General features: G+C 65.6%; 22 protein-coding genes. 13 read left to right on the forward strand and 9 right to left on the reverse strand.

Annotation, left to right across the window (positions count from 1 at the left end; genetic code table 11):
* The first annotated feature begins 49 nt into the window (after window positions 1-49).
* Together ON44_RS32740 and ON44_RS32745 are read left to right on the forward strand one after the other, a co-directional pair.
* A complete protein-coding gene (locus tag ON44_RS32740; protein ID WP_040697518.1) occupies window positions 50-640 on the forward strand; it encodes a TetR/AcrR family transcriptional regulator in 591 nt (196 codons plus the stop codon).
* Complete coding sequence (locus ON44_RS32745; RefSeq protein ID WP_040697519.1) at window positions 640-2,451, forward strand: alpha/beta fold hydrolase; 1,812 nt, start codon at window positions 640-642, stop codon at window positions 2,449-2,451. The genes ON44_RS32740 and ON44_RS32745 overlap by 1 nt, the downstream gene beginning before the upstream one ends.
* A gap of 13 nt (window positions 2,452-2,464) precedes the next feature.
* On the opposite strand, the gene ON44_RS32750 is transcribed toward ON44_RS32745, so the two are convergent.
* Genes ON44_RS32750 through ON44_RS32760 form a run of 3 tightly spaced genes read right to left on the reverse strand, consistent with a single transcriptional unit; the run spans window position 2,465 to window position 6,014 of the window.
* The gene (locus ON44_RS32750; RefSeq protein ID WP_051182693.1) at window positions 2,465-3,736 is read right to left on the reverse strand and encodes a KamA family radical SAM protein; all 1,272 of its coding nucleotides are present in this window, start codon (window positions 3,734-3,736) and stop codon (window positions 2,465-2,467) included.
* Entirely contained in the window at window positions 3,733-4,983 is a 1,251-nt protein-coding gene (locus ON44_RS32755; protein WP_040697521.1) for an MFS transporter, read from the reverse strand. The genes ON44_RS32750 and ON44_RS32755 overlap by 4 nt, the downstream gene beginning before the upstream one ends.
* A complete protein-coding gene (locus ON44_RS32760) occupies window positions 4,971-6,014 on the reverse strand; it encodes a GNAT family N-acetyltransferase (protein ID WP_040697523.1) in 1,044 nt (347 codons plus the stop codon). Before ON44_RS32760 ends, ON44_RS32755 begins: the two co-directional genes overlap by 13 nt.
* 250 nt (window positions 6,015-6,264) lie before the next feature.
* Here ON44_RS32760 and ON44_RS32765 point away from each other — a divergent pair, with 250 nt between their 5' ends.
* On the forward strand, window positions 6,265-7,917 hold the full coding sequence (locus ON44_RS32765; RefSeq protein ID WP_040697524.1) for a cutinase family protein: 1,653 nt from the start codon (window positions 6,265-6,267) through the stop codon (window positions 7,915-7,917).
* A 61-nt stretch (window positions 7,918-7,978) separates the two neighbouring features.
* Here ON44_RS32765 and ON44_RS51705 read toward each other — a convergent pair whose 3' ends face one another.
* Window positions 7,979-8,149 (reverse strand): hypothetical protein, encoded by a 171-nt coding sequence (locus ON44_RS51705; RefSeq protein ID WP_174415200.1) that lies wholly within the window; start codon window positions 8,147-8,149, stop codon window positions 7,979-7,981.
* 193 nt (window positions 8,150-8,342) lie between these two features.
* Between ON44_RS51705 and ON44_RS32770 the strand changes: the two genes are divergently transcribed.
* The 6 genes from ON44_RS32770 to ON44_RS50665 all read left to right on the forward strand — a co-directional run bounded on the left by ON44_RS32770 (window position 8,343) and on the right by ON44_RS50665 (window position 14,078).
* A complete protein-coding gene (locus ON44_RS32770) occupies window positions 8,343-9,272 on the forward strand; it encodes a DMT family transporter (RefSeq protein ID WP_040697526.1) in 930 nt (309 codons plus the stop codon).
* Between the two features lie 187 nt (window positions 9,273-9,459).
* Complete coding sequence (locus ON44_RS32775; RefSeq protein ID WP_040697528.1) at window positions 9,460-10,107, forward strand: class I SAM-dependent DNA methyltransferase; 648 nt, start codon at window positions 9,460-9,462, stop codon at window positions 10,105-10,107.
* Window positions 10,108-10,251: 144 nt separating this feature from the next.
* On the forward strand, window positions 10,252-11,607 hold the full coding sequence (locus ON44_RS32780) for a WS/DGAT/MGAT family O-acyltransferase (RefSeq protein ID WP_040697530.1): 1,356 nt from the start codon (window positions 10,252-10,254) through the stop codon (window positions 11,605-11,607).
* A 67-nt stretch (window positions 11,608-11,674) separates the two neighbouring features.
* The gene (locus tag ON44_RS32785; protein ID WP_040697575.1) at window positions 11,675-12,451 is read left to right on the forward strand and encodes a class I SAM-dependent methyltransferase; all 777 of its coding nucleotides are present in this window, start codon (window positions 11,675-11,677) and stop codon (window positions 12,449-12,451) included.
* Window positions 12,452-12,632: 181 nt separating this feature from the next.
* Complete coding sequence (locus tag ON44_RS32790; protein ID WP_040697533.1) at window positions 12,633-13,757, forward strand: NAD(P)H-dependent flavin oxidoreductase; 1,125 nt, start codon at window positions 12,633-12,635, stop codon at window positions 13,755-13,757.
* 147 nt (window positions 13,758-13,904) lie between these two features.
* Complete coding sequence (locus ON44_RS50665; protein ID WP_157187374.1) at window positions 13,905-14,078, forward strand: hypothetical protein; 174 nt, start codon at window positions 13,905-13,907, stop codon at window positions 14,076-14,078.
* 15 nt (window positions 14,079-14,093) lie between these two features.
* Here ON44_RS50665 and ON44_RS32795 read toward each other — a convergent pair whose 3' ends face one another.
* Complete coding sequence (locus tag ON44_RS32795) at window positions 14,094-15,050, reverse strand: oxidoreductase (RefSeq protein WP_245567430.1); 957 nt, start codon at window positions 15,048-15,050, stop codon at window positions 14,094-14,096.
* 401 nt (window positions 15,051-15,451) lie between these two features.
* Window positions 15,452-16,231 (reverse strand): GntR family transcriptional regulator, encoded by a 780-nt coding sequence (locus ON44_RS32800; RefSeq protein WP_040697534.1) that lies wholly within the window; start codon window positions 16,229-16,231, stop codon window positions 15,452-15,454.
* 178 nt (window positions 16,232-16,409) lie between these two features.
* On the opposite strand from ON44_RS32800, the gene ON44_RS32805 reads away from it, so the two are divergent.
* Window positions 16,410-17,825 carry an ABC1 kinase family protein gene (locus tag ON44_RS32805; protein WP_083898269.1) on the forward strand — a complete coding sequence of 472 codons (1,416 nt, stop codon included), beginning with the start codon at window positions 16,410-16,412 and terminating at the stop codon, window positions 17,823-17,825.
* 58 nt (window positions 17,826-17,883) lie between these two features.
* On the opposite strand, the gene ON44_RS32810 is transcribed toward ON44_RS32805, so the two are convergent.
* A complete protein-coding gene (locus ON44_RS32810) occupies window positions 17,884-18,501 on the reverse strand; it encodes a GDSL-type esterase/lipase family protein (RefSeq protein ID WP_040697536.1) in 618 nt (205 codons plus the stop codon).
* Between the two features lie 107 nt (window positions 18,502-18,608).
* Between ON44_RS32810 and ON44_RS32815 the strand changes: the two genes are divergently transcribed.
* Window positions 18,609-19,388, forward strand: a complete 780-nt coding sequence (locus ON44_RS32815) for a 2OG-Fe(II) oxygenase (RefSeq protein ID WP_051182700.1) — start codon at window positions 18,609-18,611, stop codon at window positions 19,386-19,388.
* Window positions 19,372-20,139 (forward strand): SDR family NAD(P)-dependent oxidoreductase, encoded by a 768-nt coding sequence (locus tag ON44_RS32820; protein WP_245567431.1) that lies wholly within the window; start codon window positions 19,372-19,374, stop codon window positions 20,137-20,139. Before ON44_RS32815 ends, ON44_RS32820 begins: the two co-directional genes overlap by 17 nt.
* Window position 20,140: 1 nt before the next feature.
* Here the strand turns inward: ON44_RS32820 and ON44_RS32825 are convergent, their stop codons facing one another.
* A complete protein-coding gene (locus ON44_RS32825; protein WP_040697539.1) occupies window positions 20,141-20,977 on the reverse strand; it encodes an SDR family NAD(P)-dependent oxidoreductase in 837 nt (278 codons plus the stop codon).
* 265 nt (window positions 20,978-21,242) lie between these two features.
* Between ON44_RS32825 and ON44_RS32830 the strand changes: the two genes are divergently transcribed.
* Complete coding sequence (locus ON44_RS32830) at window positions 21,243-23,615, forward strand: lysylphosphatidylglycerol synthase transmembrane domain-containing protein (RefSeq protein ID WP_040697543.1); 2,373 nt, start codon at window positions 21,243-21,245, stop codon at window positions 23,613-23,615.
* Here ON44_RS32830 and ON44_RS47175 read toward each other — a convergent pair.
* Window positions 23,578-24,321: a methyltransferase domain-containing protein gene (locus tag ON44_RS47175; protein WP_063721661.1), complete on the reverse strand. Its 744-nt coding sequence runs from the start codon at window positions 24,319-24,321 to the stop codon at window positions 23,578-23,580. The genes ON44_RS32830 and ON44_RS47175 overlap by 38 nt on opposite strands.
* Window positions 24,322-24,381 lie beyond the last annotated feature (60 nt).

Raw genomic sequence — 24,381 nt, forward strand, 5'->3', positions numbered from 1 at the left:
AGGCGGAAGCCCGCTTGCAAAATCTATAGACCGGTCTATTCTGAGATTCATGGTTACGTCCAAAGGTGCTCAGACGAGTGGGCAGTTGGTGGAGTCGATGCTGGAGTTGATCCAGGCTCGGGGGTATAGCGGTACGGGGTTGAACACGGTCGTGGACCATGCGGGGGCGCCGAAAGGGTCGTTGTACTTCCACTTTCCGGAGGGGAAGGAGCAGCTCGGGGAGAAGGCGATCGAGTTGGCGGCCGAGCGGTTTCGGAGCTTGCTGGACGAGACGGCGCGGGCGGGGGCGTCGCCGGGGGAGGTGATCCGGCGGGTTGTGGAGGTGCTGGCCGGGTTGGTCGCGGACAGCGATTTTCAGCTCGGTTGCCCGGTTTCGGTGGTCACGTTGGAGATGGGCGCGCACAGCGAACGACTGCGGGCCGCGTGTGCGGCGGCGTTCGAATCGTGGATCGGGCCGGTGCGTGAATACCTGGTCGCGGCAGGGCATTCGGAGGCGGCGGCGCGCACGCTGGCGACGGCGACGGTCAGTGCGGTCGAGGGTGCGGTGATCGTGGCACGCGCCAAACGCGATGTGGAGCCATTGCACAGCACGGCACAGCTGCTGGCGGCCCTGCTCGACCAGCCAGCGGCGGTGGCGTGATGGCCACCCGCCACGCACTCGTATTCGGCGCCACCGGCTTTGTCGGCCGCAATTTGATCCGCACCTTGGACCAGGCCGGGATCCACGTCACCGCCGCGGTACGGAGCCGTGAATCGTTCACGCGGCTGGCAGCGTGGTTGGCCGATCACGGCTGCGGAACGGCTCCGGCCGAGCTGATTGTCGACTTCGACGCCGATCCCTTTGTTCAGGGCGAGGATTCGGCGTGGGCGGATGTCACCGAGATCTACAACTGCGCCGGCGCTTACCGATTCGGGATGACGAAGGACGAGGCGCGGCACGGCAATGTCGACAGCGTCCGCTCGGTGGCGTCCTTCGCCGCGCGGCTGCCACATCTGTCCCGGCTCGTATACGTCTCCGGCTACCGAGTCGGCGGTCAGGACCCGACCACCGTTCCGTGGAGCCCGGAGCGGGTGGAACGAACCCATCGTCGTCTGGGCGCTTATGAGGCGTCGAAGGTGGAGAGCGATGCGGTATTCCAGGCCGCCGCCGATGAACTCGGTGTGCCGTGGTCGATCGTCAACCCGCCCACCGTCATCGGGCCGAGCGACACCGGCGAATCCGATCAGCAACTGGGTCTCGCGGCGAGCGTGAAAGAGATTTGGCAAGGCACGGTGGCGGCATTGCCGGGCAACTCCCGCACCTTCGTGCCGGTGATCCCGGTCGACTATCTGACCCGCTTCATGACCCTGCTCCCAACCGATCCGGCCACCGCCGGTGCGGCGTACTGGGTGCTCGACGACGCTACGCCCGCACTGCCGACCCTGCTGTCACAAGTCGGTCGACACTATCGAGTGCCGGTGCCGCGCACGCGCATTCCGGTCGCGCTGGTGCAGCGCCTTCCGCAGTGGTTGACGAAGGCCGATCCGGAGACCCTGACCTTCCTGTCCACCGACCGGTATCCCACGGACTCGGCGCACGAACTCGCCCGCAAGCACGGTCTGGACCTGCCCGACACCACACGCAGCATCCTGCGATGGGCCGACCACCTCGCCGCGCACCGGTTCGGTACTGCGCCAACCGATAGTGCCGCAAGGGCTTTCGACGAATACGCCGGTGTGCGAACGTTCCGGATCGGCGAACCGGACGCGCCCACGGTGCTGCTGCCCGGCCTGCCGGTCAATGCCGACACCTGGGCTCCGGTCGCGGCGGCCATCGGCCACGTCCAGGTTCTGGACCTACCCGGGCTCGGTATGTCGGCGGGCGGTCGAGGTGACTGGCACGCATGGCTCGAGGCACTGCTCGAACGAACACCCGGCGCGCACTTGGTCGGTCACTCCATCGGCGCCGCCGCGGTGGTCGAGGCCGCGGCCGCGCATCCCGACAGGGTCGGGTCGATCACGCTGGTCGCTCCGTTCTTTCTCCAGCCGAGTGCCGGAATTTCGGCACGGGTCACACCCCTGACTCGCTGGTATCTGCGTCGACAGCATCCGAACACGTTGTCCGACAAGCTCACCGGCTCGCCCGACCATGCGGCGGTGCTGCAATCGAGCGTCCAGGATCTGCGTCGCGCGAAGGTCGCGGCCAACGTCGCCACACTATTCGCCGCAACGACGAACGCGGGCTGGCGCAGCGAACTCACCACCAAGCTCGCGCAATATCCCGGTCCCGTCCACGTGATCAACGGAAGCGCGGACCCGCTCACTCCCGCCCAGGTCGAATCACTTTCGCCACGAACCGAATTCAGTACCATCAACGGAGCCGCCCATCACCCGCAACTGACACACCCCGATGAATTGGCGGATATCATCGCCGGAGCCGTATCGAGCGAGGCCGCCCGTCTCACGCGATGAGCGATCAGAACCTCTAGTGCACGGTGCCCGGAAAGTGCGAACCCAGCGCCGGAGTCAGGTCGTCGAACCAACGGGCAGTCGGGTCGTAGCGGGCGAAGAATTGGCGGCCCACATCGGCCGGGTTTCGCGCTTGCAGTAGGCGTAGGACGAAAACCTTGACGCCCAGGACAGTTGTGATGCCATCGATGAGGACCTTGCCGGGACGGGCGGACATGACCGGACCGCGGGCACTGCGCGCCAAGCCCGACACGCCGCGAATGGCATCGGTGTAGATGTCGTGGGCTCGGGCCAAAGGCACTTCGAAGTAGTTGCGGGCACCGGTATCTCGCTCGACGAACATGTAGTACGGGATCACCCCGAGCTCGACCAACTGCTGCCACATCTCCGCCCAGACCCGGGCGTCGTCGTTGACATGGGCGACCAGCGGCGCCTGCGCCCGGATCACCGCACCGGTGCGCCGAATCCGGGAGATGGCCTGCCGCACCATGGTGGTCGACAACTCCCGTGGATGCGAGAAGTGCGCCATTACGGCAACGTGCCGACCGGCGGCCACGCACTGCTCGAACAGGCGCAGTAGATCGTCGGCGTCGTCGTCTTCGGTGAACCGCGCGGGCCAGTACGACAGCGCCTTGGTACCGAAACGCAGTGTGCGGATATGGTCCAGCCCCGGTTCCAGAATCCGATCGACCCACCGACGTAGGACGGCCGTCTTCATGATCAGCGGGTCACCACCGGTGAACAGCACATCGGTGACCTCCGGATGCGCACCCAGATAGGCGAGCATGGTCGCCGGATCCGACAGCGCCTGGCGGGTTTCCGAGCCGACGAACTGGGCCCAACGGAAACAGTAGCCGCAGTAGGCATGACACGTCTGCCCCTGGGACGGGAACACCAGCACCGTCTCGCGATACTTGTGTTGCAGGCCGAGCACCGGTTTACCGTGCAGCACAGGGACATTGGCCTCGATCTGGCCGCCGGGATGCGGGTTGAGCAGGCGACGGGCTTGCGCGCCCGCCTTGGCGAGCACCTCCCGGGTGGCGCCCGCGTCGTAAAGTTCGGCGACGCCGGAAAAGACTTCGGGCGGCAGCATTTCCCGATGCGGAAAAGTGAGCCGGAAGATCGGATCGTCCGGCGCCGCAGCCCAATTGATCAATTCTCGCTCGACATAGTCGTTGACGCGAAACGGCAGTACCACCGAGACGATCCGCAGCTCACGCAGGTAGTCGTCGGAAAGGCCACGGGCACCTGCCAATTCGGCCAGCCGCTCGCCGGTGTAGAGCTTCATGCGGTCACCATTTCTTCGTCGCGGTGGAGTGGAATGTCGCGGTGGCGGCGCAGACCGGTGGCCCAGACGACCGGTGCCGATACCCCGATGACCACCGCGGCCGCAAGGAAGACCGGACGCGGATTATTGCCGTCGAGCTGGGTGATCAGTCCGGCCAGGACCACGCCCACCGGCCCGGCCGCGAACACCAGCGAACGGGTCGTACCGGTGACCCGGCCGAGCAGTTCGCGCGGCACGACCTGTTGCCGGAGCGTGCGAATCACAATGCTCGCGAGCACATCGGCCCACACCAGTACGGCATTGCTCACCGCGAGCCACCAGATGTCGGGCGCGAAACTCGCGGCCGCCAAGGCAATACCGATCAACAGCACTCCCGCCACGCACACCGACACCGGGCGATACCGGGCGATGACGGCGGGAGCAGTTGCCGCACCGAGGATTCCGCCGATACCGCCGGCCGCCACCACCACGCCGACGAGGCCCGGCGATGCACCGAAGTAATCGTGAGCGAAGAAGACGATCAGTGTCGTGGCTGCCAGGCAGAGATTGGTAACCACCTGCAGCACCGCCAACGAGCTCATGATCGGAGAAGTGCCGAGATAGCGCAGCCCAGCATGGAATTCGGCCCCGATCCGGCGCCACGAGATCCGGTCAGCACCAGCGGTCGACCGCGGCATGCGCCGGTAGGTTCTCCATAGTGTCACCATGGACACTACGAACGTCGCCGCATCGATCAGTAGGGCTGCCCTCAGACCCACTGCAGCGGAAAGCAATCCGACAATCGCGGGACCGATCAGTAGCGATGCTTGGCTTGCCGTTTCGAGCCGTGAATTGGTGCGCACCAATTCTCGATCACGGTAGACATCGCGCACCGCGACAGTCAGCGCGGTCTCGAAGAACACCCCGGCAATTCCCGCCGCGAATGCGAGCACGAGCACCACACCGACCGAACCGGTTCCGGTCAGCGTAAAGCCGAAAATAGCGATGAAAATCCCGGCCCGCACGGCATCGGCCACGATGAGCACATGCCATGGGTTGGTCCGGTCGACCAGCGGACCGGCGGGAAACCCGGCGATCAAGTAGCCGACCATGCGGGGCGCGGCGGCCAGCGCCATGGCCGTCGGATTGTCGGTGAGATGCACCACCAGCAGTGGAATTGCCAGCACGGCCAGTCCGTCGCCGAACAGCGAAACGATCTGACCTGGAATGAACAGCCGACTACCCCCTGGACGGTTCAGAGTGTCCATGTGTAGCCCGTCAACTGTTCCAGCCGACATCCGAACGAGATCTTTTCCGGCCACTTCAGCGTGCCGTAGTCGATCTCGGTGACGCCGCGCCGCAACGCTGCCGCCACCAGTTCGTGGAACGCCAGCACGAAGTAGGTGCCGTAGGCATCGCCGTGCTTGCCGGACCACAATCCCCGCAATGAGTCACCGTGGCGCAGCGACAAGACGAAACCGACGATTCGGCCGTCGCGCCGTGCCGTGGTAACCACCCGATCCTCGGCCGGATAATGCTGGATCATTCGGTCGAGCGTCGCGGTCTGGGCCGGCCGGTCGTCGCTGGAGTGATATTTGCGCAGCGACCCCATGCGCAATTCCAGTACCTCGTCGCGGACCTCGCTCAGGTCTTCCTCACCGAAGGTGATTCCGCTCTCACCGCCCCGGCGCAACAGTCGCCGCAGGTCCTGGCGGCGTTGCCTGGACAGCTGCGCCAGATATCCGTCCATATCGGCGAAATCCACCGCCCGGACGCAGGTCGGATACAACTGAACCGGCCGCGCCCCGAACTCGGCGAGCGCCTGCCGCAGAATGCGTTGTCGCTCAGGGACATACAGGAACGACACAGACCGGACGCCGTGCCGCCCCGCCCAGTCGTGGATGGCCTGCACTGTGCGGGCCATTACCGCCGGGTCGGCGGCACCCGGCCCGGCGGGCACACAGGTGTAGCCGGGCAATACGAAAAGCAGGGCCGGGTACAACGTCTCTGGTTCGAATGCCGAAAGTGGTACCGATCGCGGCTCGAACACCGGGATTTCACCGCGCAGCACGGCGCCGATGTCGTAGCGAGGTTCCGCGGGTGCGGTTTCCAGCAATCGGGCATGCAACCCGACCTGCGGGCTGCCGTCGACACTGCCGATCAGCCAGCGTGGCTGCCCCGGCAGCAATGGCCCCATGGTCTCCAGCCATCGGCCGGTCACTGCGAAATCTGTGGTCGCGTCCGCCAGCGTCGCCCATTCCGGCGGACAGTTCCCGGGCCCCCTGAGTTCCACACGCATCGCTCACCTGCAGTTTCCCGATGAGTGAGCGGATCGGCGCTGACACCGCGGAACCACCACATCGACCATGCCGTTAACTGACGTAACTATATCAAGCGTGCCGTTAAATAGTGATATATAACTCCGCTCGAGCGTAACCATTTTTCCGCCCGCGTAACGATTCGGCCCTCGAGCCCGACGTCCTTCGTGACACACGGCCTGTCGGGGGGCCTGTCCGTCCACTTGTCGGTTTTGGATTGGGGAACGGGACATGGCTCTTCGGGAGTTCTTCGCGCGCCATCGAATGGCTTCGGCCATCGTCGCGCCCGCGTCACTGGGAGTGGTGGCTATTGTCGCCGCGTCCATGGCGATCACATCGACGCACGAAACCGTCGATACGCGCCTGCGGGCGTCCGTCACGGAGTGTCACGACATGGTGACCATTTCGGTCGCCGGACGTCGGGATACGCCGGACGCCGCGACCACGAAGATGCTGGTCGATGCCAATGGCAACGCGTTGCCCGCGGCGCTGTCCGGTGATCACAGCAGCGAATGGGTCGATCCGGTCGTCAACGCACCGGCCGACGATGTCGATCCCGGCTCGTATGCCGCGGTCTACATCGCGTATCCGGCGAATATGGACAGCTACGAGGATGCCGTCAACACGGGTGTCGCGAATACCGAACAGGTGATGCGGGAAATCGCGCAGGCCTGCCCGGACACCAAGTTCTCGATCGTCGGCTACAGCGAGGGCGCCGACGTGGTGCGCCGCGTCGCGATGACGATCGGACATCAGACCGCCGATCAGGACGGCGGCTACGGCATTGTCGATCCGGCCGACGTCGTCGGTGTCGTCATCCTGGCCGACGCCGGACGTTCGGCGGGCGAGGGTCCGTTCCCGGGTTCGAAGGATCCGTACAGCAACCCCGACGGCTTCGACCAGAAGTATCAGAACGGCACGAAAGCCACGTCGGGCCAGGGCGCACTGCCCGGCACCAGCGGTGACTTCGGTGCACTGAACGGCAAGATCGCGTCGTTCTGCTCCGATGGCGACCTCACCTGCTCGGCGCCGCAGAACATTTCACTGCTGCAGTTGGTGGTGAATGTGGGTCGGCAGTTGAATGTCGATGCACTGGAACGCGACGGGCTCACCCCGGCGACCGGGCAGGACGTAGCCGTTACCCTCGGCCGAATCGCGATGGCGGCATTCGCGGATATCCAGTCGCAGCCGAACTGGATGCAGAGCGATGAGACGTTTCTCCAAGTGCTGCTGAGGGTTTCGGATCCGGAATACAAGCCGGGACAGACACCGCAGACTCCGGCCAATGCGGAAGCGATCTCGACCAATCAGATGTCGCCGCTGGCCTATCTGCCGCAGAAGGTGTTCAACGAAATCATCGGTCTCATCGTGACGAACCAGAACACCATCCCGGTGATCATGAGCGACCCCTACCAGCAGACACTCGGTCCCAATGCGACCGGTCACCACTTCGACTACTGGCGCGATGCCGACCCGGACAACGGTAAGCCGCTGACATCCGCCGAGTACGCGGCCGCCTGGCTCACCCATCTGGCGAAGCAGGCCCAGGCGGGTCAGCCGGTCGACAAGACAGCCAAGCCGGAGTCGGCCGATCTCGCCGCCGCCTACCAGGCAGCGACCTCGACGACCAAGACGCCCGAGCCGAGTAAGACCACGACCACGTCACCGACGACCACCACAGCCGCGCCCGCGAAGACGGAAGTCAGCAGTCAGCCGACGACCACCACGCCGCCGCCGCCGAGCACACCGGCAGTGACGACACCACCGGCCACCACCACCACGACCACGACCACTCAGCCCCCGAAGCCGACCACCACCGAGTCCGCCACCACGACAACACAATCCGCGGCACCGACCACCACCAGCGGGTCGAGTCACCCCTGACCCGGCCGGTAGCGCAGGTCCGCACGGCCGCCACCGTCGCGGGCCTGCGCCGATATCCTTTTCAGCGGTCGAGACGTCGGATGGGTGCCGGCCAATAGCGCTGGGCGTGTCGGCCGAACAGCCGCTTGGTCTCATCCCGACGCCCCCGAACAGCACCAGCAGGGATCAGCGGGGTGTAGACCGGCCAGCAGCCGTCGACGACGAAGGCGTTGGTGTAGTCGGCGCCGATCATCGTGAGGCTCAGGCCGATGGCGGCCAGTCCCGCGGGATGACCAGGCCGATCGCACCGGCCGGTTCGACGGCGCCGACGAAGTAGCGGAACCAGTCGATCGCCGAATTCATCGCGCTGCCAGCCATCCCGTGATGGGATGTATTCGTATAAGCTCCGATTCGATCGGAAGCGAGCGGGGCGAGATGGTGAAGCGATGACGCAGCGCGGGTGGGTGCTGTTCTTGGCGATGGGCGTCATCTGGGGCGTGCCCTACGCGATGATCCGGATCGCGGTCGAGGATTTCGACCCGATCGTGGTGGCATTCGGCCGAACCTTCCTCGGCGCGCTGATCCTGCTGCCGATCACGCTCTACACCAAGACACTCGCCCCGGTGCTCGCGCACTGGCGGCCGCTGCTGCTGTACACGCTGGTCGAGATCACCGGACCGTGGTTTCTGATCGGGTACGCGGAGACCACACTGAACAGCTCGACCGTCGGGCTACTGATCGCCGCCGTTCCGCTGGTCGGAGTGGTGATCCTGTCCAAACCCATTCAGGGTGTCGGTGCAAAAGTGTGGCCCAAGTACTCCTTCGCACACGATCGCTTCGACGCACGCCGGACCATCGGCTTGATCATCGGATTCGCGGGGGTCGCTGTGCTGGTCGGCTTCGATATCGATCTGACCCAGCCCGCCGCCATCGGCGCCATCGGGCTGACCACCATCGGTTACGCCGTCGGCCCGATCATCATCAACCGCGCACTCGCCGATCTACCGCCGCTCGGTGTCGTCACCGGATCACTGATTCTGGCCGCGGTGATTTACACACCGTTCGCCGTATTGCGCAGGCCAACACATTTCACCGCCGACGCGTCGTGGTCGGTGCTCGGGCTGGCCGCAATCTGCACAGCCGCAGCGTTCCTGGTGTTCTTCGCACTGATCAGCGAGGTCGGCCCGGCCCGCGCCACGGTCATCACCTACATCAATCCGGCGGTGGCCATCCTGCTCGGCGTGACCCTGCTGGACGAACCGCTGACCGTCGGCATGGGCATCGGCTTCCCGCTGGTCATTCTCGGCTCGATCCTCGGCACCGCCCGCGCCCGCGCCGCCGAGGAACCGGCAGCGACGCCGGTCACCCAGTCCTGAGCACCCTCACGCGCTGAAGGTCAGACCGGCGCCGCGTCGGTGGGGTTCGACGAAATGTGTTCCTACGGCGTCCTTTGTCGTGGCGGGCGGCGCCGCGCTTCTCGGCAACCTGCGATGCGGCCCTGCACCTCGAAAAACCGTTGCGCCGCATACCTGTCGCGGGGCTTCGCAGTGGAATGATGTCGGAGTGACAGCGAACAGTCGAACCGATCCCGCGGACGTGGCGCACACCCGCGCCGCCTACGACGATATCGCCATCCGCTACACCGAATTCGTCAAAGATCACCTGGCCACACAGCCGTTCGACCGCGCCATGCTCGGCATATTCGCGGAGCTGGTGCACGGCGGTCGAGTGGCCGACATCGGGTGCGGTGAAGGCCGATTGACCGCGCACCTGTCCGAGCTCGGCCTGGATATCTTCGGGATCGACCTGTCACCGCGGCTGCTCGAATCGGCGCGGGCTCAGTATCCGACACTCGACTTCGAGGAGGGCTCGCTCGAGCACCTCGATATCGGCGACGCCACTCTCGCGGGAATTCTCGTGTGGTACTCGTTCATCCATCTGCCGCCCGAACGAATGCCCGCTGTGTTGGCAGAGTTTCATCGGGTACTCGAGGCAGGAGGGCACGCACTGCTCGCGTTCTTCCATGCACCAGATGTCCAGGACGCGGAACCGTTCGACCACAAGGTGATAACCGCCTACCGATGGTCACCGGATCGGCTCGCCACGCTGGCCGAACAGGCCGGTTTCACGCCGACCGCCCGGTTGGTCCGAGAACCGGATCCCGGCGAGCGGGGCCGCCAGGCGTACCTGCTCCTGGTCAAGGATCGCTGATTCGGCGAACGCGAATCCGCGCCTTTCAGTAGGGTTGAGGACAGCGCACAGGGGACATGGCTGTGCGGGCCCTTATCGACATCGTGGTCGTTTTCCTTTCACCAAAAACCTCAGCACCACACCGTCGTCAGGGGGCGACAGACCATGGAGCTCATTTCTCCGATCGATGCCGTTTTTCTACTCGCCGAATCCCGCGAGCATCCGATGCACGTCGGTTCGCTACAACTATTCGAGGCACCGGAGGACGCCGGGCCCGATTTCGCGCGGCTGACCCACGAGAAGTTGTTGACGGACAACGAATTCCACCCCACCTTCCGCAAGCGCCCGGCAACCTGGCTCGGCGCACCGCAGTTGGCGTGGACTCAGGCCGAGGACGTCGAACTCGGCTATCACCTGCGCCGATCGGCGCTGCCGAGTCCCGGCAGCTTCGATCAACTGCTCGAACTCGCCTCCGACCTGCACAGCGCCCTGCTCGACCGGCACCGCCCGCTATGGGAGATCCACGTGGTGGAGGGCCTGAACGACGGCCGCTTCGCGCTCTACTCGAAGATGCATCACGCGCTGATCGATGGCGTCACCGCGCAGCGAGTGCTGCAGCGAACGCTCACCAACGATCCCACGGCGACCGAAACACGCGTGCCGTGGAACCTGCCTCGGTCGAAGCGCAAGACCGAGCCGTCGGGCTCGCTGCTGGGCGGGATCGCGCGAAATCTCTTGTCGGCTGCCAATTCCGGGCCCACCGCGCTGCGGGTCGCGCGCGCCGCATTGGTGCAGCAACAGTTGACCATGCCCTTCGAGGCGCCGCGCTCGATGTTCAATGTGCCGATCGGCGGCGCCCGCCGGTGCGCGGTCCGGTCCTGGCCGCTGGAGCGGGTCAAGCAGGTCAAGAAGGCGACCGGCACGACCGTCAACGATGTGGTGCTCGCGATGTCGGCGGGTGCGTTGCGCGCTTATCTGATCGAACAGAATGCATTGCCCGATAAGCCGTTGATCGCCATGGTCCCGGTCTCGCTGCGGGCCGATGAGGACGATGCCGAGGCCAGTGGCGTCAAGGTCGGCGCGATCCTGTGCAATCTCGGCACCGATATCGCCGATCCGATCGAACGGCTGCGCGTGGTGAGCGAATCGATGCGCCGCAGCAAAGAGGTCTACAACTCGCTCTCGCCCATCCAGACCATGGCGCTATCCGGGTTGATGCTCAGCCCGCTTGCCCTGACCCTGCTGCCCGGCATGCTGTCGTTCACGAACCCGCCGTTCAATATCGTCATCTCGAATGTCCCCGGCCCCAAGGAACCGCAGTACTGGAACGGCGCGCGCCTGGACGCCTCTTACCCGATGTCGATTCCGTTCGACGGGCAGGCCGTCAACATCACCCTCACCACCAACGTCGACAGTCTGGACTTCGGGATCGTGGGCTGCCGCCGCAGCGTGCCGCGACTGCACAGCCTGCTCGACCGTCTGGAAGATTCGCTGGCCGAGTTGGAGCAGTCCGCCGGCTGACCTGGCGAATAGCCCGCCCGCCGGTCGATAAGCTGAGACGATCGACTGGCGACGGGTGGGCGACACGATGGCTCTTTACGACCACACCGGACAGACGTACGCCCGGACCAGGCAACCGGATCCGCGCATCGCCGCGGTCATCGATGACGCGGTGTGCGGTATGGACTCCGTCGCCAATATCGGCGCAGGGGGCGGATCCTACGAGCCGACCGGCACCGTGATCGCGGTCGAGCCGAGCGAGGTGATGATCGCGCAACGTCCACCCGCCGCCGCCCCCGCGGTACAGGCGGTCGCCGAGCAGCTGCCGATCCATACCGATGCCGTCGATGCCGCCCTGGCCATCCTGACCGTGCACCACTGGACCGACCTCGATCGCGGCATCGCCGAACTGAAACGGATCGCCCGCCGCCGCATCGTCATCCTCACCTGGGACCACACCATCTACCGCGAATTCTGGCTGGTCCGTGACTATCTGCCCGCCGCGGCCGTAACTGATGCGCGCCTGGCCGTCCCCCTCCCGCGCCTCACCGCCCTACTCGGCGACGTATCGATCACCCCGATCCTGGTCCCGCACGATTGCGTCGACGGCTTCGGCGGCGCGTACTGGCGGCGACCCGAGGCGTACCTGGACGAAACCGTGCGCGCGGGAATGTCGATGCTGGCGATGACACCGGCGGCACTACTGCAGGACGGACTGAACCGACTCCGAGACGATCTCGCCACTGACGCATGGTCCACCCGGCATGCCGAGCTGCTCGACAAATCCCACCTCGACCTGGGCTACCGGCTCGTCACGGCGGAACTCCGATCCAGTCGGCTGAAACGGCTACCCCGAGAAAACTAGAACGTGTTACATTCGAAGTCAGGCGTCCGCGCCTGTCGACCAAGCTACCGCCGCATCATGGCGATATCTGCGGCAGTCGGCCGAATCGGCAGCGCGGGCGGGTGACCAAATATGCAACCCGTTCCAGCACTCGTCAGCCGTTGTGATCCGGCTGCTGAGCAAGTAGGGAGACCAGCACGCCATGCGTACCGAAATCTGCGACCGGCTGGGGATCGAATTCCCCATCTTCGCCTTCACCCATTGCCGCGATGTGGCGGCCGCGGTCAGCAATGCCGGCGGACTCGGCGTGCTCGGTGCGGTGGGCTTCACCGCTGAGGAATTGGAGGTCGAACTGGCCTGGCTCGACGACCATGTGCACGGTGTGTACGGCGTCGACCTCGTCATTCCGTCGAAGTACGAGGGCAAGGGAATCGATGACCTGACCCCCGAACAGCTGGAAGCCAAACTGGCGGAACTGGTTCCGCAGGGGCACCGGGACTTCGCGGAGAAGCTCCTCAACGACCACAATGTCCCGCATCTGCCCGACGGTGAGCGCCACAACCAACTTCTCGGCTGGACCGCGACCACTGTCGCACCGCAGATCGAGGTGATCCTGCGCCATCCCAAGGCCAAGCTGGTCGCCAATGCCCTCGGCACACCGCCGCCGGATGTGGTCGAGCAGATCCAGGGCTCCGGACGGCTCATCGGCGCGCTGTGCGGTTCGGTGAAGCATGCGCTCAACCACAAGCGTGCGGGCCTGGATTTCGTTGTCTGCCAAGGCACCGAAGGCGGCGGGCACTGCGGTGAGATCTCCTCGATGGTGCTGTGGCCGCAGGTGGTCGATGCCATCGGCGATATGCCGCTGCTGGCTGCCGGCGGTATCGGCAACGGTCGGCAGGTCGCCGCGGCCATGGCGATGGGCGCGGCGGGTGCGTGGACCGGCTCGCTGTGGCTGACCGTCGAGGAGGCGAATGTGCCGCCCGCGCAGATGCAGACCTACATCGAAGCAACCAGCCAGGACACCGTGCGCTCGCGGTCCTGGACCGGTAAGCCGTGCCGCATGCTGAAGAATGACTGGACCGAGGCCTGGGAGGCGCCGGAGAATCCGGATCCGCTGCCCATGCCGCTGCAGATGATGGTGGCCCTGGACGGCGTCAAGCGCGGGCACCGCTATCCGGAAGCCGCCAAGGATGTGAACTTCAATCCGGTCGGTCAGGTCGTCGGCATGATGAACAAGGTGGAGCGCTCCGCCGATGTGATCGCCCGGCTGATCAACGAGTACGTGGAGGCGTGCGACCGCCTGAACAAGCTCAACAGCGCCCTTTGACGTCCTCTCGTCGACGCCGCCCCAGCAGATCGTCGGGGCGGCGTCGTCGGCCTCTCGTGGCTGGGTAGCCGTCCAGCGGCACACGCGGTATACAGATGATTCGCACCGTTATGGTGCGAGCGCTCGCGTCAGTTTTGGGAGGTCGGCATGTATCCCTGCACCAACCCTCGGTGCGGAAGTCGCGGACATAATGAGCCGGAGTGTCCGAATCTGGTACATGCCGATCTGCCGCAACGGCGAAATCTGGTGGTGCTGGCCGTACTTGCCGTCACGATCGTCAGCTCGCTCGTGCTCGCCGCCTTCGCCGCGGCACCGCATTGATATCGGTGTCCCCGCCTAGGAATCGTCCACCGAGAAGTCGTAGCGCACACCGGTCAGCCGCTCGCTGAGCTGCCACAGTTTGCGCGCGGTCGCGCGGCGGTAGGCAAGCGGATTGCGCAGCGCCCGCCGTGGATATCCGGCGACCTCGAAACCCGGTCCCACATAAGAGTTTCCGGGCACATCCGGCACGGTGGCGGCATACAGCTGCGGCAACGCGCCCATGTGATCGGACTGGGCCAGCGCGAACAGGATCGCCTGCGGGATTGCCGCCAGAACACCGCCCAGACCCTTCTCACCGTCGCGGTCGTAAAGATGTGTCGCGGAGACTCCGGGATGCGCGGCCACCGCGCGCAGCTGCGACCCTGCCGCGCGGGCCCGACGCTCGAGTTCGGCGGTGAACAGCAGATTCGCCAGTTTGGACTGGCTGTAGGCGAGCCAGCGCAGATAGACCCGCTGCCAATTCGGGTCGAACCAGTTGATCACGCCGACCCACGCGGCCACCGACGATACGGTCACCACTCGCGGCTGTTCGGCGCGCAGGAGTGCGGGCAGTATGGCGCCGGTGAATGCGAAGTGCCCGAGGTGATTAGTTCCGAATTGGGTATCGAATCCGTCGGCGGTGCGCGAGCGCGGCACCGCCATCACACCCGCATTATTGATCAGCAGATCGATCCGGCCGACAGTGTCGTCGATCTGCTCGGCGGCCCGCCGGACCGAGGCGAGATCGGCCAGATCCAGCTGCAGCACTTCGGGTTTCGGCCCGTTGGCCACCGCGGTGACCGCATCCAGTGCCGCGGCCGCCTTCTGCGGATTGCGGCAGGCCAGCAGCACGTGCGCGCCCTTGCTCGCCAGCGCCTCCGCGGTGCGCAGGCCCAGACCGCTATTGGCGCCGGTCACCACGGCTGTCTTGCCGGATTGATCCGCGATATCCGCGATTGTCCAGCGGCGCGGCAGGATTGGTACCGAGGGCACAGAGAACTCCTGGTTGATCAGCGGCGTGGACCGCTTCGTCATCGCGCGCGAAGCCCGGCGGCCATCGCCGATTCAAAACGAACGGACTTCCGTATCGAGCTGGGCGCAGACCTCGACGATGCCACCGCAGACTCTGCCGAGCATAGCCAGCTCTGGGAGTATCGAACGCCTTCCGCCGCAGTGCATCCCGCGGCGCTCGAGCGATGCTTGTCACGGCCACCCGCATATCGTCGGATTCGGTGCAGCGCGCCCGCTGAGCAGTTCCGTAGACCAGCCGTCTCAGTCGGCGACTCGATCCACGCGATCTTGGTCGACGGCCGCAAACTCCACTCTTCAAACGACATTGAGCGACACCGGCGCATGAATGACTCAGACAGTGGATTCCGAGGAACCGCGGGCGATCAGGCGGTCGCCGCGTGCTCCGCATCCTCATGGCCATCGGCCCCGACATCGAGCAATTCCTCGAACCGGGCGATCACCTTGTCGTGATACAGCCCGAACAGATCCTCGAACAGCGCGAGCTGCGCATCGGACGGGCCGGAACCGGAATCCCACACCGCGACCAGCGCACGCCATACCAGAACATGCAGATCCGCCGCGCCCGCGAAGAAGGCCTCGACGGCCTCGGGGACCTCGAGCACCATCTCGCCGATGGAGTTCATGATCGCGCGCTGCATGCTCAGCCCGAGTGCGGTGAGCAGTCGGCGGACCAGGCCGATCTCGATGGCGAGGATCTGCTGGAAGTCGGGAACATCCTGTCGGGCAAGCGATTCCAGTTCATCGATTTCGGCCTTGAGTTCGGCCGGGTCGATCTCCTGCTCGCTGCTGGTGTAGGCGAGCAGCGCCTCCATGACGATGCCGCGCTCCACCTCGACGATGTCGTGGAACATCTCGATGGCCACATCCGGCATCGGAACCGAGAACCGGAACAGGTGCCGATACACATCGATGCCGCCCGCCTCACGGACATCGCGGATCGTGAACCCCTTGCCGCGCCGCGCCTCGACGAATCCGTACGATTCCAGCCGACCGAGCGTCAACTGCGCGGTCGCGCGGTTCATTTCGAACTCCTCCGCGACCTGACGGACCGACGGCATCAAATCCCCCGGCTGATATTCCCCCGCGGCAACCCGGCGTGCCAGCTCATCGGCAACGTCGGCGACTACCGTTTGGGATCCCATCGAGATGCCACCTTTCGACTCGGTTCCGAATACGTCCCAGACAGTCTATGCCCTCCTGTGCGAGACTGCACCTGTGTAACACTGGTCCGCGTGCAGTGTGAGGTGAGTCATGACAATTCCGCGTGGCGAGGGTCGATCAGCCGAGAGTCCGGCAACTAGACGTGTACGCCTTTTCGCGATGAGGTCGAACGGTAAACCTCCAGTTCGCACGGCGGTTCGCAATGCGAAATTAGCGGCGCTGCCGGTCGCCTTCGCGGGCCGTCAGGCCGCGGGCGTGGGTAAGCGCGCGCTGGGCCGACCGGCCGGTGAGGTCAATCGCGAAATCCAGATGCGCACCGCACAGCACATCTTCGAGGTACTCGGCGAGCTGAAGGGCTGTGCCGCCAAACTCGGTCAGCTGCTTGCCATTTACGAACTCGCACTTCCGCCGGATCTCGCCGAGCCGTACAAGATCGCGCTGAGTCGGCTACAGGATTCCGCGCCCGCGATGCTCCCGCGCTCGGTGCACGCGGCGATGGCCGTCAGCATGGGGGAGAACTGGCGTTGGTATTTCCGGGAATTCGACGATCGGCGCGCCGCCGCGGCCTCGCTCGGCCAGGTACATCGCGCGGTATGGCGCGACGGTACGCCCGTCGCGGTGAAGGTGATGTACCCCGGCGGTAGGCAGGCGGTCGCGAACGAGCTGGATCAGCTGCGCCGGATCTCCATGCTGGCAACGGTTTTCGTGCCCGGTGCGGACGTCAAAGGCGTGACCGAGGCGATCTGCGCCTGTGTGCTCGACGAACTCGACTATGCGGCCGAGGCGGAATCTCAGCGGATCTTCGCGGCGGCCTATGCCGACGATCCGGATTTCTACATTCCGCGGGTGATCGAACAGCGCGGCGATGTGCTCGTCACCGAATGGTTGGACGGTACGCCGCTGCCGCGCGTCATCGCCGCCGGTTCGCGTGCCGAACGGGATCGGGTCGGCATGCAGCTGGTTCGCTTCATGGCCTCCAGTTGGATCCGCAGCGGTCTGCTCTACGGCGATCCGCATCCGGGCAATTTCCGGGTGCTGCCGGATGGGCGACTCGGTGTTGTCGACTTCGGGGCCTGCACACCGTGGCCGACCGAGGGTTTCGAGGAATTCGCCTTCGACTACTGCGATGCGCTGTTCAACGGCGGCCCCGCGGAATTGGAGGCGGCGGCACGCAGGCACGGCTTCTGCGAACCGGGCCGGGTACTCGATGCCGAGGATCTGTTCCATGTGGTCGCGCCGTGCGTCGAACCCTTCCGGCACGCGAATTACCGGTTCACCATGCGCTGGCTGCGCAAACAGGTACTGCGAGTGACGAATCCGCGGCTGTCGAATGCCCTGCGTCAGGGCACCATGCCCGCACGCTTCACACCGTTCGCGCGATCGATGCTGACGCTGATCGGTGCGATCGGTCAGTTGGAGACCGAGGGTTCGTTCCGCGACGAGGTCGGGCGCTGGCATCCGACGCTGCACGAGTTGGTGACTCGGCCCGTCGAGGAGGGCGCGGTGCCGGTCGATCTGGCGGCGGCCCGGCACAAGCGTGCCGAAGCGGATGCGCGCCGGATGTCTGTCGGCTGAGTACAACCGTGCTGACCTGCTCGGACATCGCAGATGGAACTACCCGAGACATCACGTCTCAGACAGTTTGGCCGTGGCTCGCGGGCCGCGCCAACCACTCTCGCCAATACGGTTGGATGAGCGCGGCCAATTCGTCGTAACCGGCCGCGCCGGGATGTGCGCCGTCACCCGCGCGCACCTCGCGCATCCATACCGCGTTGTCGCGCAGCGATTGATGGACACGCACATAGGGGACCGCTGCGGCAGCGCAGATTTCGGCGAAATGTTCGTCCAGCGCGGCGGTCCTGGCATTCTGCTCTGCGTCATCGATGGGCGGCGACGCGACGACCAGGACCGGAAGTTCGGCGGCCTGTGTGAGCAGTTCGGACAGATTGGCCGCCGATTGCTCGGGTGCGACTCGGGGGCGTCCGTCGATGAACGTGGTGTCGTTGACGCCGAACGAGACGACCAAACGAGCATCGGAGCCGTCCGGAAATCGTGGCGCGCATTCGGTCTGCCAGCGGCCGAGGATCTCGGTCGAGGTCTGCATCCGCACACCCAGGTTGTACGCGGTGAGCGGCTGACCGTTCGCGTAGGAGTGGGCGGCCAGGCGGCCGACCCAGCCGAGGCACTGCGGGTCGCCGACACCCGCGACAAAGGAATCACCGATGAAGCACACACGTAGGTCGTTCCACACCCGGCGATCTTCGCACCGCTCGCCGTGGATCAGCGCCCGGCTACCGCCGGGGCACGAATTCCGATCGTGCCGTTAGGATCGCTGTGGTCATTCGGGAGGGATTGAAGTTGACAGGGGTAGCCGAATCCGCGGCACCGCCGTGGTTCACGGATTTATTCGCGCATCGGCGCTGGATTCGCCGGGTCGAACCGTTTCCGCATATCTATGCCAGGGATGTGTTCGTGCCAGAGTTCTACGGGCGCCTGGCCGATGAGCTGACGCGGGTGCGCCGGGACCGGCCGGAGGCCTTCGGAGCGGTGGCGGCGGATTACGGTGCGGTCGGGGCCTCGCTGGCGGGGCTGCGGGACGGTCCGTTGGCGTTGTTCCTCTCGCGGGAATGGCATGACCTGATCGCCCGGGTCGCGGGGGTGGCAACGACCGGTGATGTCGAGGGGTCCGTGCATCATCATCCGCCGGGTAGTCCGTCGGGGTCACCGCACAATGATCTGAATCCGGCCTGGTTCAAGGGTTCGGTGCCCGGACCGGGCGAGGTCAGGACCGTGGATCCGGAAGTGGATCTGAAGTCCGGCCCGCGGACGCCCGAGGTCTTCGCGCGGGAGACGGTGCGCGCCGTCGCGGTGCTGTTCTATTTCGGCAATCCGGACTGGCAGCCGGGCGACGGCGGCGAGACCGCCCTGTATGCGCATATCGGCGCGAATCCGGTTCCCGCACTGATGATTCCGCCGCTGGACAATTCGCTGCTGCTGTTCGAGTGCACACCGCGCTCATGGCACACGTTCGTCGGCAACAACGCCGCCGCGCGCAATTGCGTGGTGATGTGGCTGCACCGGCCGAAGGAAGATGTGGTGCGACGCTGGGGAGGAGACAGCATTGCGCAGTGGCACTGAACGCCGGGTATGTCTGCTCACCGGTGCCGGAGGTGTCCTCGGTGACACCTTCTGCCGGGGTCTGTACACCGGCTACGACATCATCGCGGTCTGCCGCAATCGCACCCCGGCCGCACCGTCACAGCTCGAATGGTTCGTCGATCCCTTCGAACCGGAAATGCCGGTGCCGGAGAACGATTCGCGGATCTTCGTGATCAAGGCCGACCTGACCGAAGCGGGTGAAGTCGAACGCGTCGTCGATATCGCACTTGCCCGGTTCGGACAGATCGATCTGCTGGTCAACAATGCCGCGCACAGCCGATTCCAGCCGCGTGGCATCGTCGACGGCGATGCCGCGCTCGACGAATTCGATCCGCACTTCGCGGTCAATGTCGGTGTGCCGCTGCGATTGTCGGCGCGCCTGGCGCAGCGGAGCTGGGTGCACGCCGGGGACGAGAATCGGGCCCGCAATCGCAATATCGTGAATGTCTCCAGCATTGCCGGCTCGCGGGTGTACCCCGGCGGACAGGCGCTCTACGCGGCATCCAAGGCGGCGCTCAACCACCTGACCCGGCATATCGCGGCCGAATTCGAGGAGTTCGGGGTGCGGGCCAATGCCATCGCGCCCGACGATTTTCCCGCGACGGTGTCCACCGAACAGGTGGTGCGGGCCATTGTCGAACTCGATCGAGGCGCGATGAGCGGCGAAGTGTTCACCGTCGGAGTGGCGGCCGAGGGTGGGCGTCACGCACTGGGCGCGGACGCCCACTGACCTATGCCGTTCCGGTGATCTCTTCGGACATCGTCCAGAGCCGTTGTGCGAGTTCGGCATCCACCGCCTGCCTGTTCCGCGGCTCCTCCACCTTGAACCGGTGGAAGTACTTGCCGTTGATCTCGTCGGGCGTTGTCGCCAAGTGCACCAACGGATCCGCGCCTTTATCTGCCCTGATGAAGAAGGGCCGCGACAGCGGCGAGCGGATGAACGCGCCGAGCCCGAGTGGAGCATTGTCGTAGACGTGAGTGGCGACCGCGCCCGGATGGAATGCGGCGGTGACCAGCCCGGTGCCCTCGGTGCGGCGGGCCAGTTCCCTGGTGAAGATGATGTTGGCGAGCTTGGAGGTGCCGTAGACGCCCAGTTGGTTGAACGAGCCGGTCGAAGCGTTGACGGTGTCGATGTCCAGCTTCGCCATCCGGTAGGTCATGCTCGCGGTATTGACCACCCTGGCCTGCGACTGCACCAGCCGATCCAGCAGCAGGGCGGTCAGCAGGAACGGCGACAGGTGATTGACCTGGAAGGTCAGCTCATTGCCGTCATCGGTGACGGTGCGTTTCGCCCACGCGCCACCGGCGTTATTGGCGAGCACATCGATGCGCGGATAGCGATCGAGGAGCTGATCGGCGAGTTTGCGCACCTCGTCGAAGCGGGCGAAATCGGCGATGAACGGCTCCGCGCCGACCCGCGCCGCCACCTCGGCGGTGCGCTCCGGCGAGCGCCCGACCACCGCGACGCTCGCGCCGCGCGCCACCAGCTTCGCCGCCGCCTCGGCGCCGATGCCGGAGCTGGCGCCGGTCACCACCACCGTCTTCCCGGTTAGATCCTGTGCTGCCATGTCCTGCCTTCCGTCAGCTGATTCGTCCTGATCCTCATCGGCCGGGACAGATTCGGCAAGACCGCCTACTGACCGGTAGGTCGGCGTGAACCGACTGCTGTGTATCGTGCTGCCAACGCAACAGTTGATCTAGTACGAACACGGGTAACTCGTCGGGACGCCCAGAACTCGGCCACTCCGGGATCCGCCGGCCCGCGACGGTACGTTAGGAACCACCTACGACCGGCGAAAGGCCCGGGGAGGCGGAGGAGCGGAGGGCCACGAGATGCGAGTTGATGGGCGGGATATCCCGGTCACGGGGAGCCTGCTACAACCGCTGATCCGGCGGACCAGTGACATCATCCGAGTCGTCCTCGCGGCACTATGGGTCGGCGTGGTCGTCGCCGCCTCGCTGATCACCCGGCCGGAGTGGCTGGCGCTGGAACGTTCGGTCTCGAATATCGTCGGCTTCCTCAATCCGGACCAGTCCAATCTGGTGTACCTGGTCTACGGCATGGCGATTCTGGCACTGCCGTTCGCGATCCTCATCGAATTGATCATCAGCAGGCAGTGGAAGCTGCTCGCGGGCTACGCGGCCGCGGGATTGGTCGCGGGCCTGCTGCTATCGATCACCGGCACGGGATTGTCCGCGCCGCAATGGCATCTGCAGGTACCTGATCGGCTCGATACCTTCCTGTCGCAGTTCCTGGATGATCCGCGCTGGATCGCCATGCTGGCTGCGGTGCTGACCGTATCCAGTCCGTGGCTGCCGACCCGGCCGCGGCGCTGGCTGTGGTTCCTGTTGCTGGCCTTCGCACCGATCCACCTGGTGGTCAGCACGGTGGTGCCCGCGCGGGCCATGTTCGGGCTCGCGGTCGGCTGGTTGGTCGGCGCGGTGATCGTGCTGGTGGTCGGCACACCGGCGCTGGAAGTGCCGCTGGATGCGGCGGTGCGGGTGCTGGCCAGGCGCGGACATACCGTCACCGCGTTCACCGTGGTGCATCCCGCCGGACGCGGTCCGCTGGTGCTCGCCGCGGCCATCGACGGTCCGGAGCGCGAGTTGACCATCGAGCTGTTCGGCAAGAATCAGCGCAGCTTCGGTGCACTGCGCCAGCTGTGGCGCTGGCTCACCTTCCGCAGCAGCGAAACCGCGGCACTGCACGGCTCCATGCACCGCGCCGTCGAGCACCGAGCGCTGGTGGCCATCGCCGTCGGCGAAATGGGTCTGGCCGCCGTGCAGCAGGTCGCCGTCGCGGCGCTGGAACGCGGCTGGATGCTGTACGCGCACACCATGCCTCGGGGTAAGCCGCTCGACGAAACCTCCGATGACGACCTTGCCGGCGTATGGAAATCGCTCGGCGCACTGCACTGCGGCCAGATCTCGCACGGTGATCTGCGGCCCGCCGAGATCCGAATCGAGAACGGCGCCACGCTGTTCAGCGGATTCATCAATGCGGAATTCGGCGCGTCCGATAAGCAGCGACAGTCCGATGTCGCGCAGTTGCTGGTCTCGACCACCGCGGTCTTCGGCAAGGAAGCCGCGGTGCGCACCGCCATCGAAACGCTCGGCGAGCAGACGGTACTGACCGCGGCGAGCCGACTCACCAAGTCCGCCATGCCCGCCGGCATCAAGAAGTCGATTCCGGACTGGGGCGAGGTGGTCGCCGCGGCCCGCGACGAGGTGCGCAAGCAGACCGGACAGGACAAGATCGAGGCCGAGCAGATCACCCGGTTCAGCCGCAATCAGCTCATCCAGCTGGTGCTGCTGATCGGGTTGGTCTATGTCGCCTATCCGTTCATCAGCGCGGTGCCGACCTTCTTCTCACAGCTGCGGACCGCCAACTGGTGGTGGGCGCTGCTGGGGCTGGCGGTCTCGGTGCTGACGTATGTCGGTGCGGCGGCGGCACTCTGGGCCTGCGCCACGCGCCTGGTCAGCTTCCGCAATCTGGTGATCATGCAGATCGCCAATACCTTCGCCGCCACGACCACCCCGGCACGGGTCGGCGGACTGGCCTTGAGTGTGCGCTTCCTGCAGAAGGGCGGTCTCGGCGCGGTGCGCGCCACCGCCGCCGTCGCATTGCAGCAGGCCGTGCAGGTGATCACCCACATCAGCCTGTTGATCCTGTTCAGCGTGGCGGCGGGCACCTCGGCGAATCTTTCGCATTTCGTACCCGACGCCAGCGTGCTCTATCTGGCCGCCGGTGTGGGTGTCGGCATCATCGGCACCTTTATGTTCGTGCCGAAACTGCGTCGCTGGCTGAACAATTCGGTACGCCCGCAGTTGCAGGAGGTGCTCGGCGAGCTCGGCGAGCTGGCCCGGGATCCGAAGCGCTTCCTGGTGATCGTGCTCGGCTGTGGCGCCATCACGATCGGCCAGGCGCTTGCATTGTGGGCCAGCGTCGAGGCGTTCGGCGGTGGCGCGTCGTTCATCACCGTCACCATCGTCACCATGATCGGCGGCACGCTGGCCTCGGCCGCGCCGACACCCGGTGGCGTCGGGGCGGTCGAGGCCGCGCTGATCGGTGGTCTCGCCGCCTTCGGCCTGCCCGCGACCATCGCCGTGCCGTCGGTACTGCTCTACCGCGTGCTCACCTGCTGGCTGCCGGTGTTCTGCGGCTGGTTCACCATGCGCTGGATGACATCGAAGGACATGATCTGACTCGAGCGTCCTTGGTAGCCACCAGCACGCCGGTCGTCGGAGGGATCGTGGTGAAGTCCACCGTCCCGAATCCCGCTGCCCGCAACGCTTCTCGATAGCGGCGAATATCGATGGCCGCCAATGGGTCCTTGTGGTGACCTGGCGAATGCGGGTCGTCGGTGCGGCGCGCGGCGAACCGGGACATGATGCGAACCGCCGCGGGTAGAACCCTTCCGGTCGGGTGGGTATCGGCGAGCAGCAATCTCCCGCCGGGGCGGAGCACCCGGAACATTTGTCCCAGGGCCGCTGTGCGCTGTTCCTCCGGAATGTGATGCATGACGAAGGTCGAGGTGACCACATCGACCGACGCGTCGGGCAGGGTCAGCGACTGGGCGGCGCCGACTTCGAAACGGCAGTTGGTGGCGGCGCGGCCGGTCGCGTAGTCGATCATCGCCCGGGACGGGTCGATACCGATCACTCGACCGGCCGATCCGACTCGATCGGCGAATGCCCGGACGAGTTGGCCAGGGCCGCAACCGATATCGACGACGTGATCGCCCGCAGCCGCGCCGGTCAGCTCGACGAGTCGAGTGTTCAGGCTGCCGACCCGGCCGAGCAAGAAGGCCGATTTCACGACGAGGTAGCCGCGCGGTTTGGTGATGAGAATGCCGATCTCGGTGTTCCGGTCAGCATGTGCGTTAGTGGACTGTTGTGCGTTATCGGTCATGAGTTCATAATCGGACCGGATAACCGGATCGACCAGAAGCAAAAGTGCGGATATCGTGCC

The sequence above is a fragment of the Nocardia vinacea NBRC 16497 genome (genome assembly GCF_000308835.1).
Taxonomy (GTDB): domain Bacteria; phylum Actinomycetota; class Actinomycetes; order Mycobacteriales; family Mycobacteriaceae; genus Nocardia; species Nocardia vinacea.

Bases quoted from the DNA above. Each gene is read 5' to 3' on its own strand.
- ON44_RS47175 (WP_063721661.1), bottom strand. From the start codon at position 24,321: ATGACCGATAACGCACAACAGTCCACTAACGCACATGCTGACCGGAAC.
- ON44_RS32785 (WP_040697575.1), top strand. From the start codon at position 11,675: ATGGCTCTTTACGACCACACCGGACAGACGTACGCCCGGACCAGGCAA.
- ON44_RS32770 (WP_040697526.1), top strand. From the start codon at position 8,343: ATGACGCAGCGCGGGTGGGTGCTGTTCTTGGCGATGGGCGTCATCTGG.
- ON44_RS32790 (WP_040697533.1), top strand. From the start codon at position 12,633: ATGCGTACCGAAATCTGCGACCGGCTGGGGATCGAATTCCCCATCTTC.
- ON44_RS32805 (WP_083898269.1), top strand. From the start codon at position 16,410: ATGAGGTCGAACGGTAAACCTCCAGTTCGCACGGCGGTTCGCAATGCG.
- ON44_RS51705 (WP_174415200.1), bottom strand. From the start codon at position 8,149: ATGATCGGCGCCGACTACACCAACGCCTTCGTCGTCGACGGCTGCTGG.
- ON44_RS32780 (WP_040697530.1), top strand. From the start codon at position 10,252: ATGGAGCTCATTTCTCCGATCGATGCCGTTTTTCTACTCGCCGAATCC.
- ON44_RS50665 (WP_157187374.1), top strand. From the start codon at position 13,905: ATGTATCCCTGCACCAACCCTCGGTGCGGAAGTCGCGGACATAATGAG.
- ON44_RS32760 (WP_040697523.1), bottom strand. From the start codon at position 6,014: ATGCGTGTGGAACTCAGGGGGCCCGGGAACTGTCCGCCGGAATGGGCG.
- ON44_RS32830 (WP_040697543.1), top strand. From the start codon at position 21,243: ATGCGAGTTGATGGGCGGGATATCCCGGTCACGGGGAGCCTGCTACAA.
- ON44_RS32755 (WP_040697521.1), bottom strand. From the start codon at position 4,983: ATGGACACTCTGAACCGTCCAGGGGGTAGTCGGCTGTTCATTCCAGGT.
- ON44_RS32825 (WP_040697539.1), bottom strand. From the start codon at position 20,977: ATGGCAGCACAGGATCTAACCGGGAAGACGGTGGTGGTGACCGGCGCC.
- ON44_RS32800 (WP_040697534.1), bottom strand. From the start codon at position 16,231: ATGGGATCCCAAACGGTAGTCGCCGACGTTGCCGATGAGCTGGCACGC.
- ON44_RS32750 (WP_051182693.1), bottom strand. From the start codon at position 3,736: ATGAAGCTCTACACCGGCGAGCGGCTGGCCGAATTGGCAGGTGCCCGT.
- ON44_RS32740 (WP_040697518.1), top strand. From the start codon at position 50: ATGGTTACGTCCAAAGGTGCTCAGACGAGTGGGCAGTTGGTGGAGTCG.
- ON44_RS32765 (WP_040697524.1), top strand. From the start codon at position 6,265: ATGGCTCTTCGGGAGTTCTTCGCGCGCCATCGAATGGCTTCGGCCATC.
- ON44_RS32745 (WP_040697519.1), top strand. From the start codon at position 640: ATGGCCACCCGCCACGCACTCGTATTCGGCGCCACCGGCTTTGTCGGC.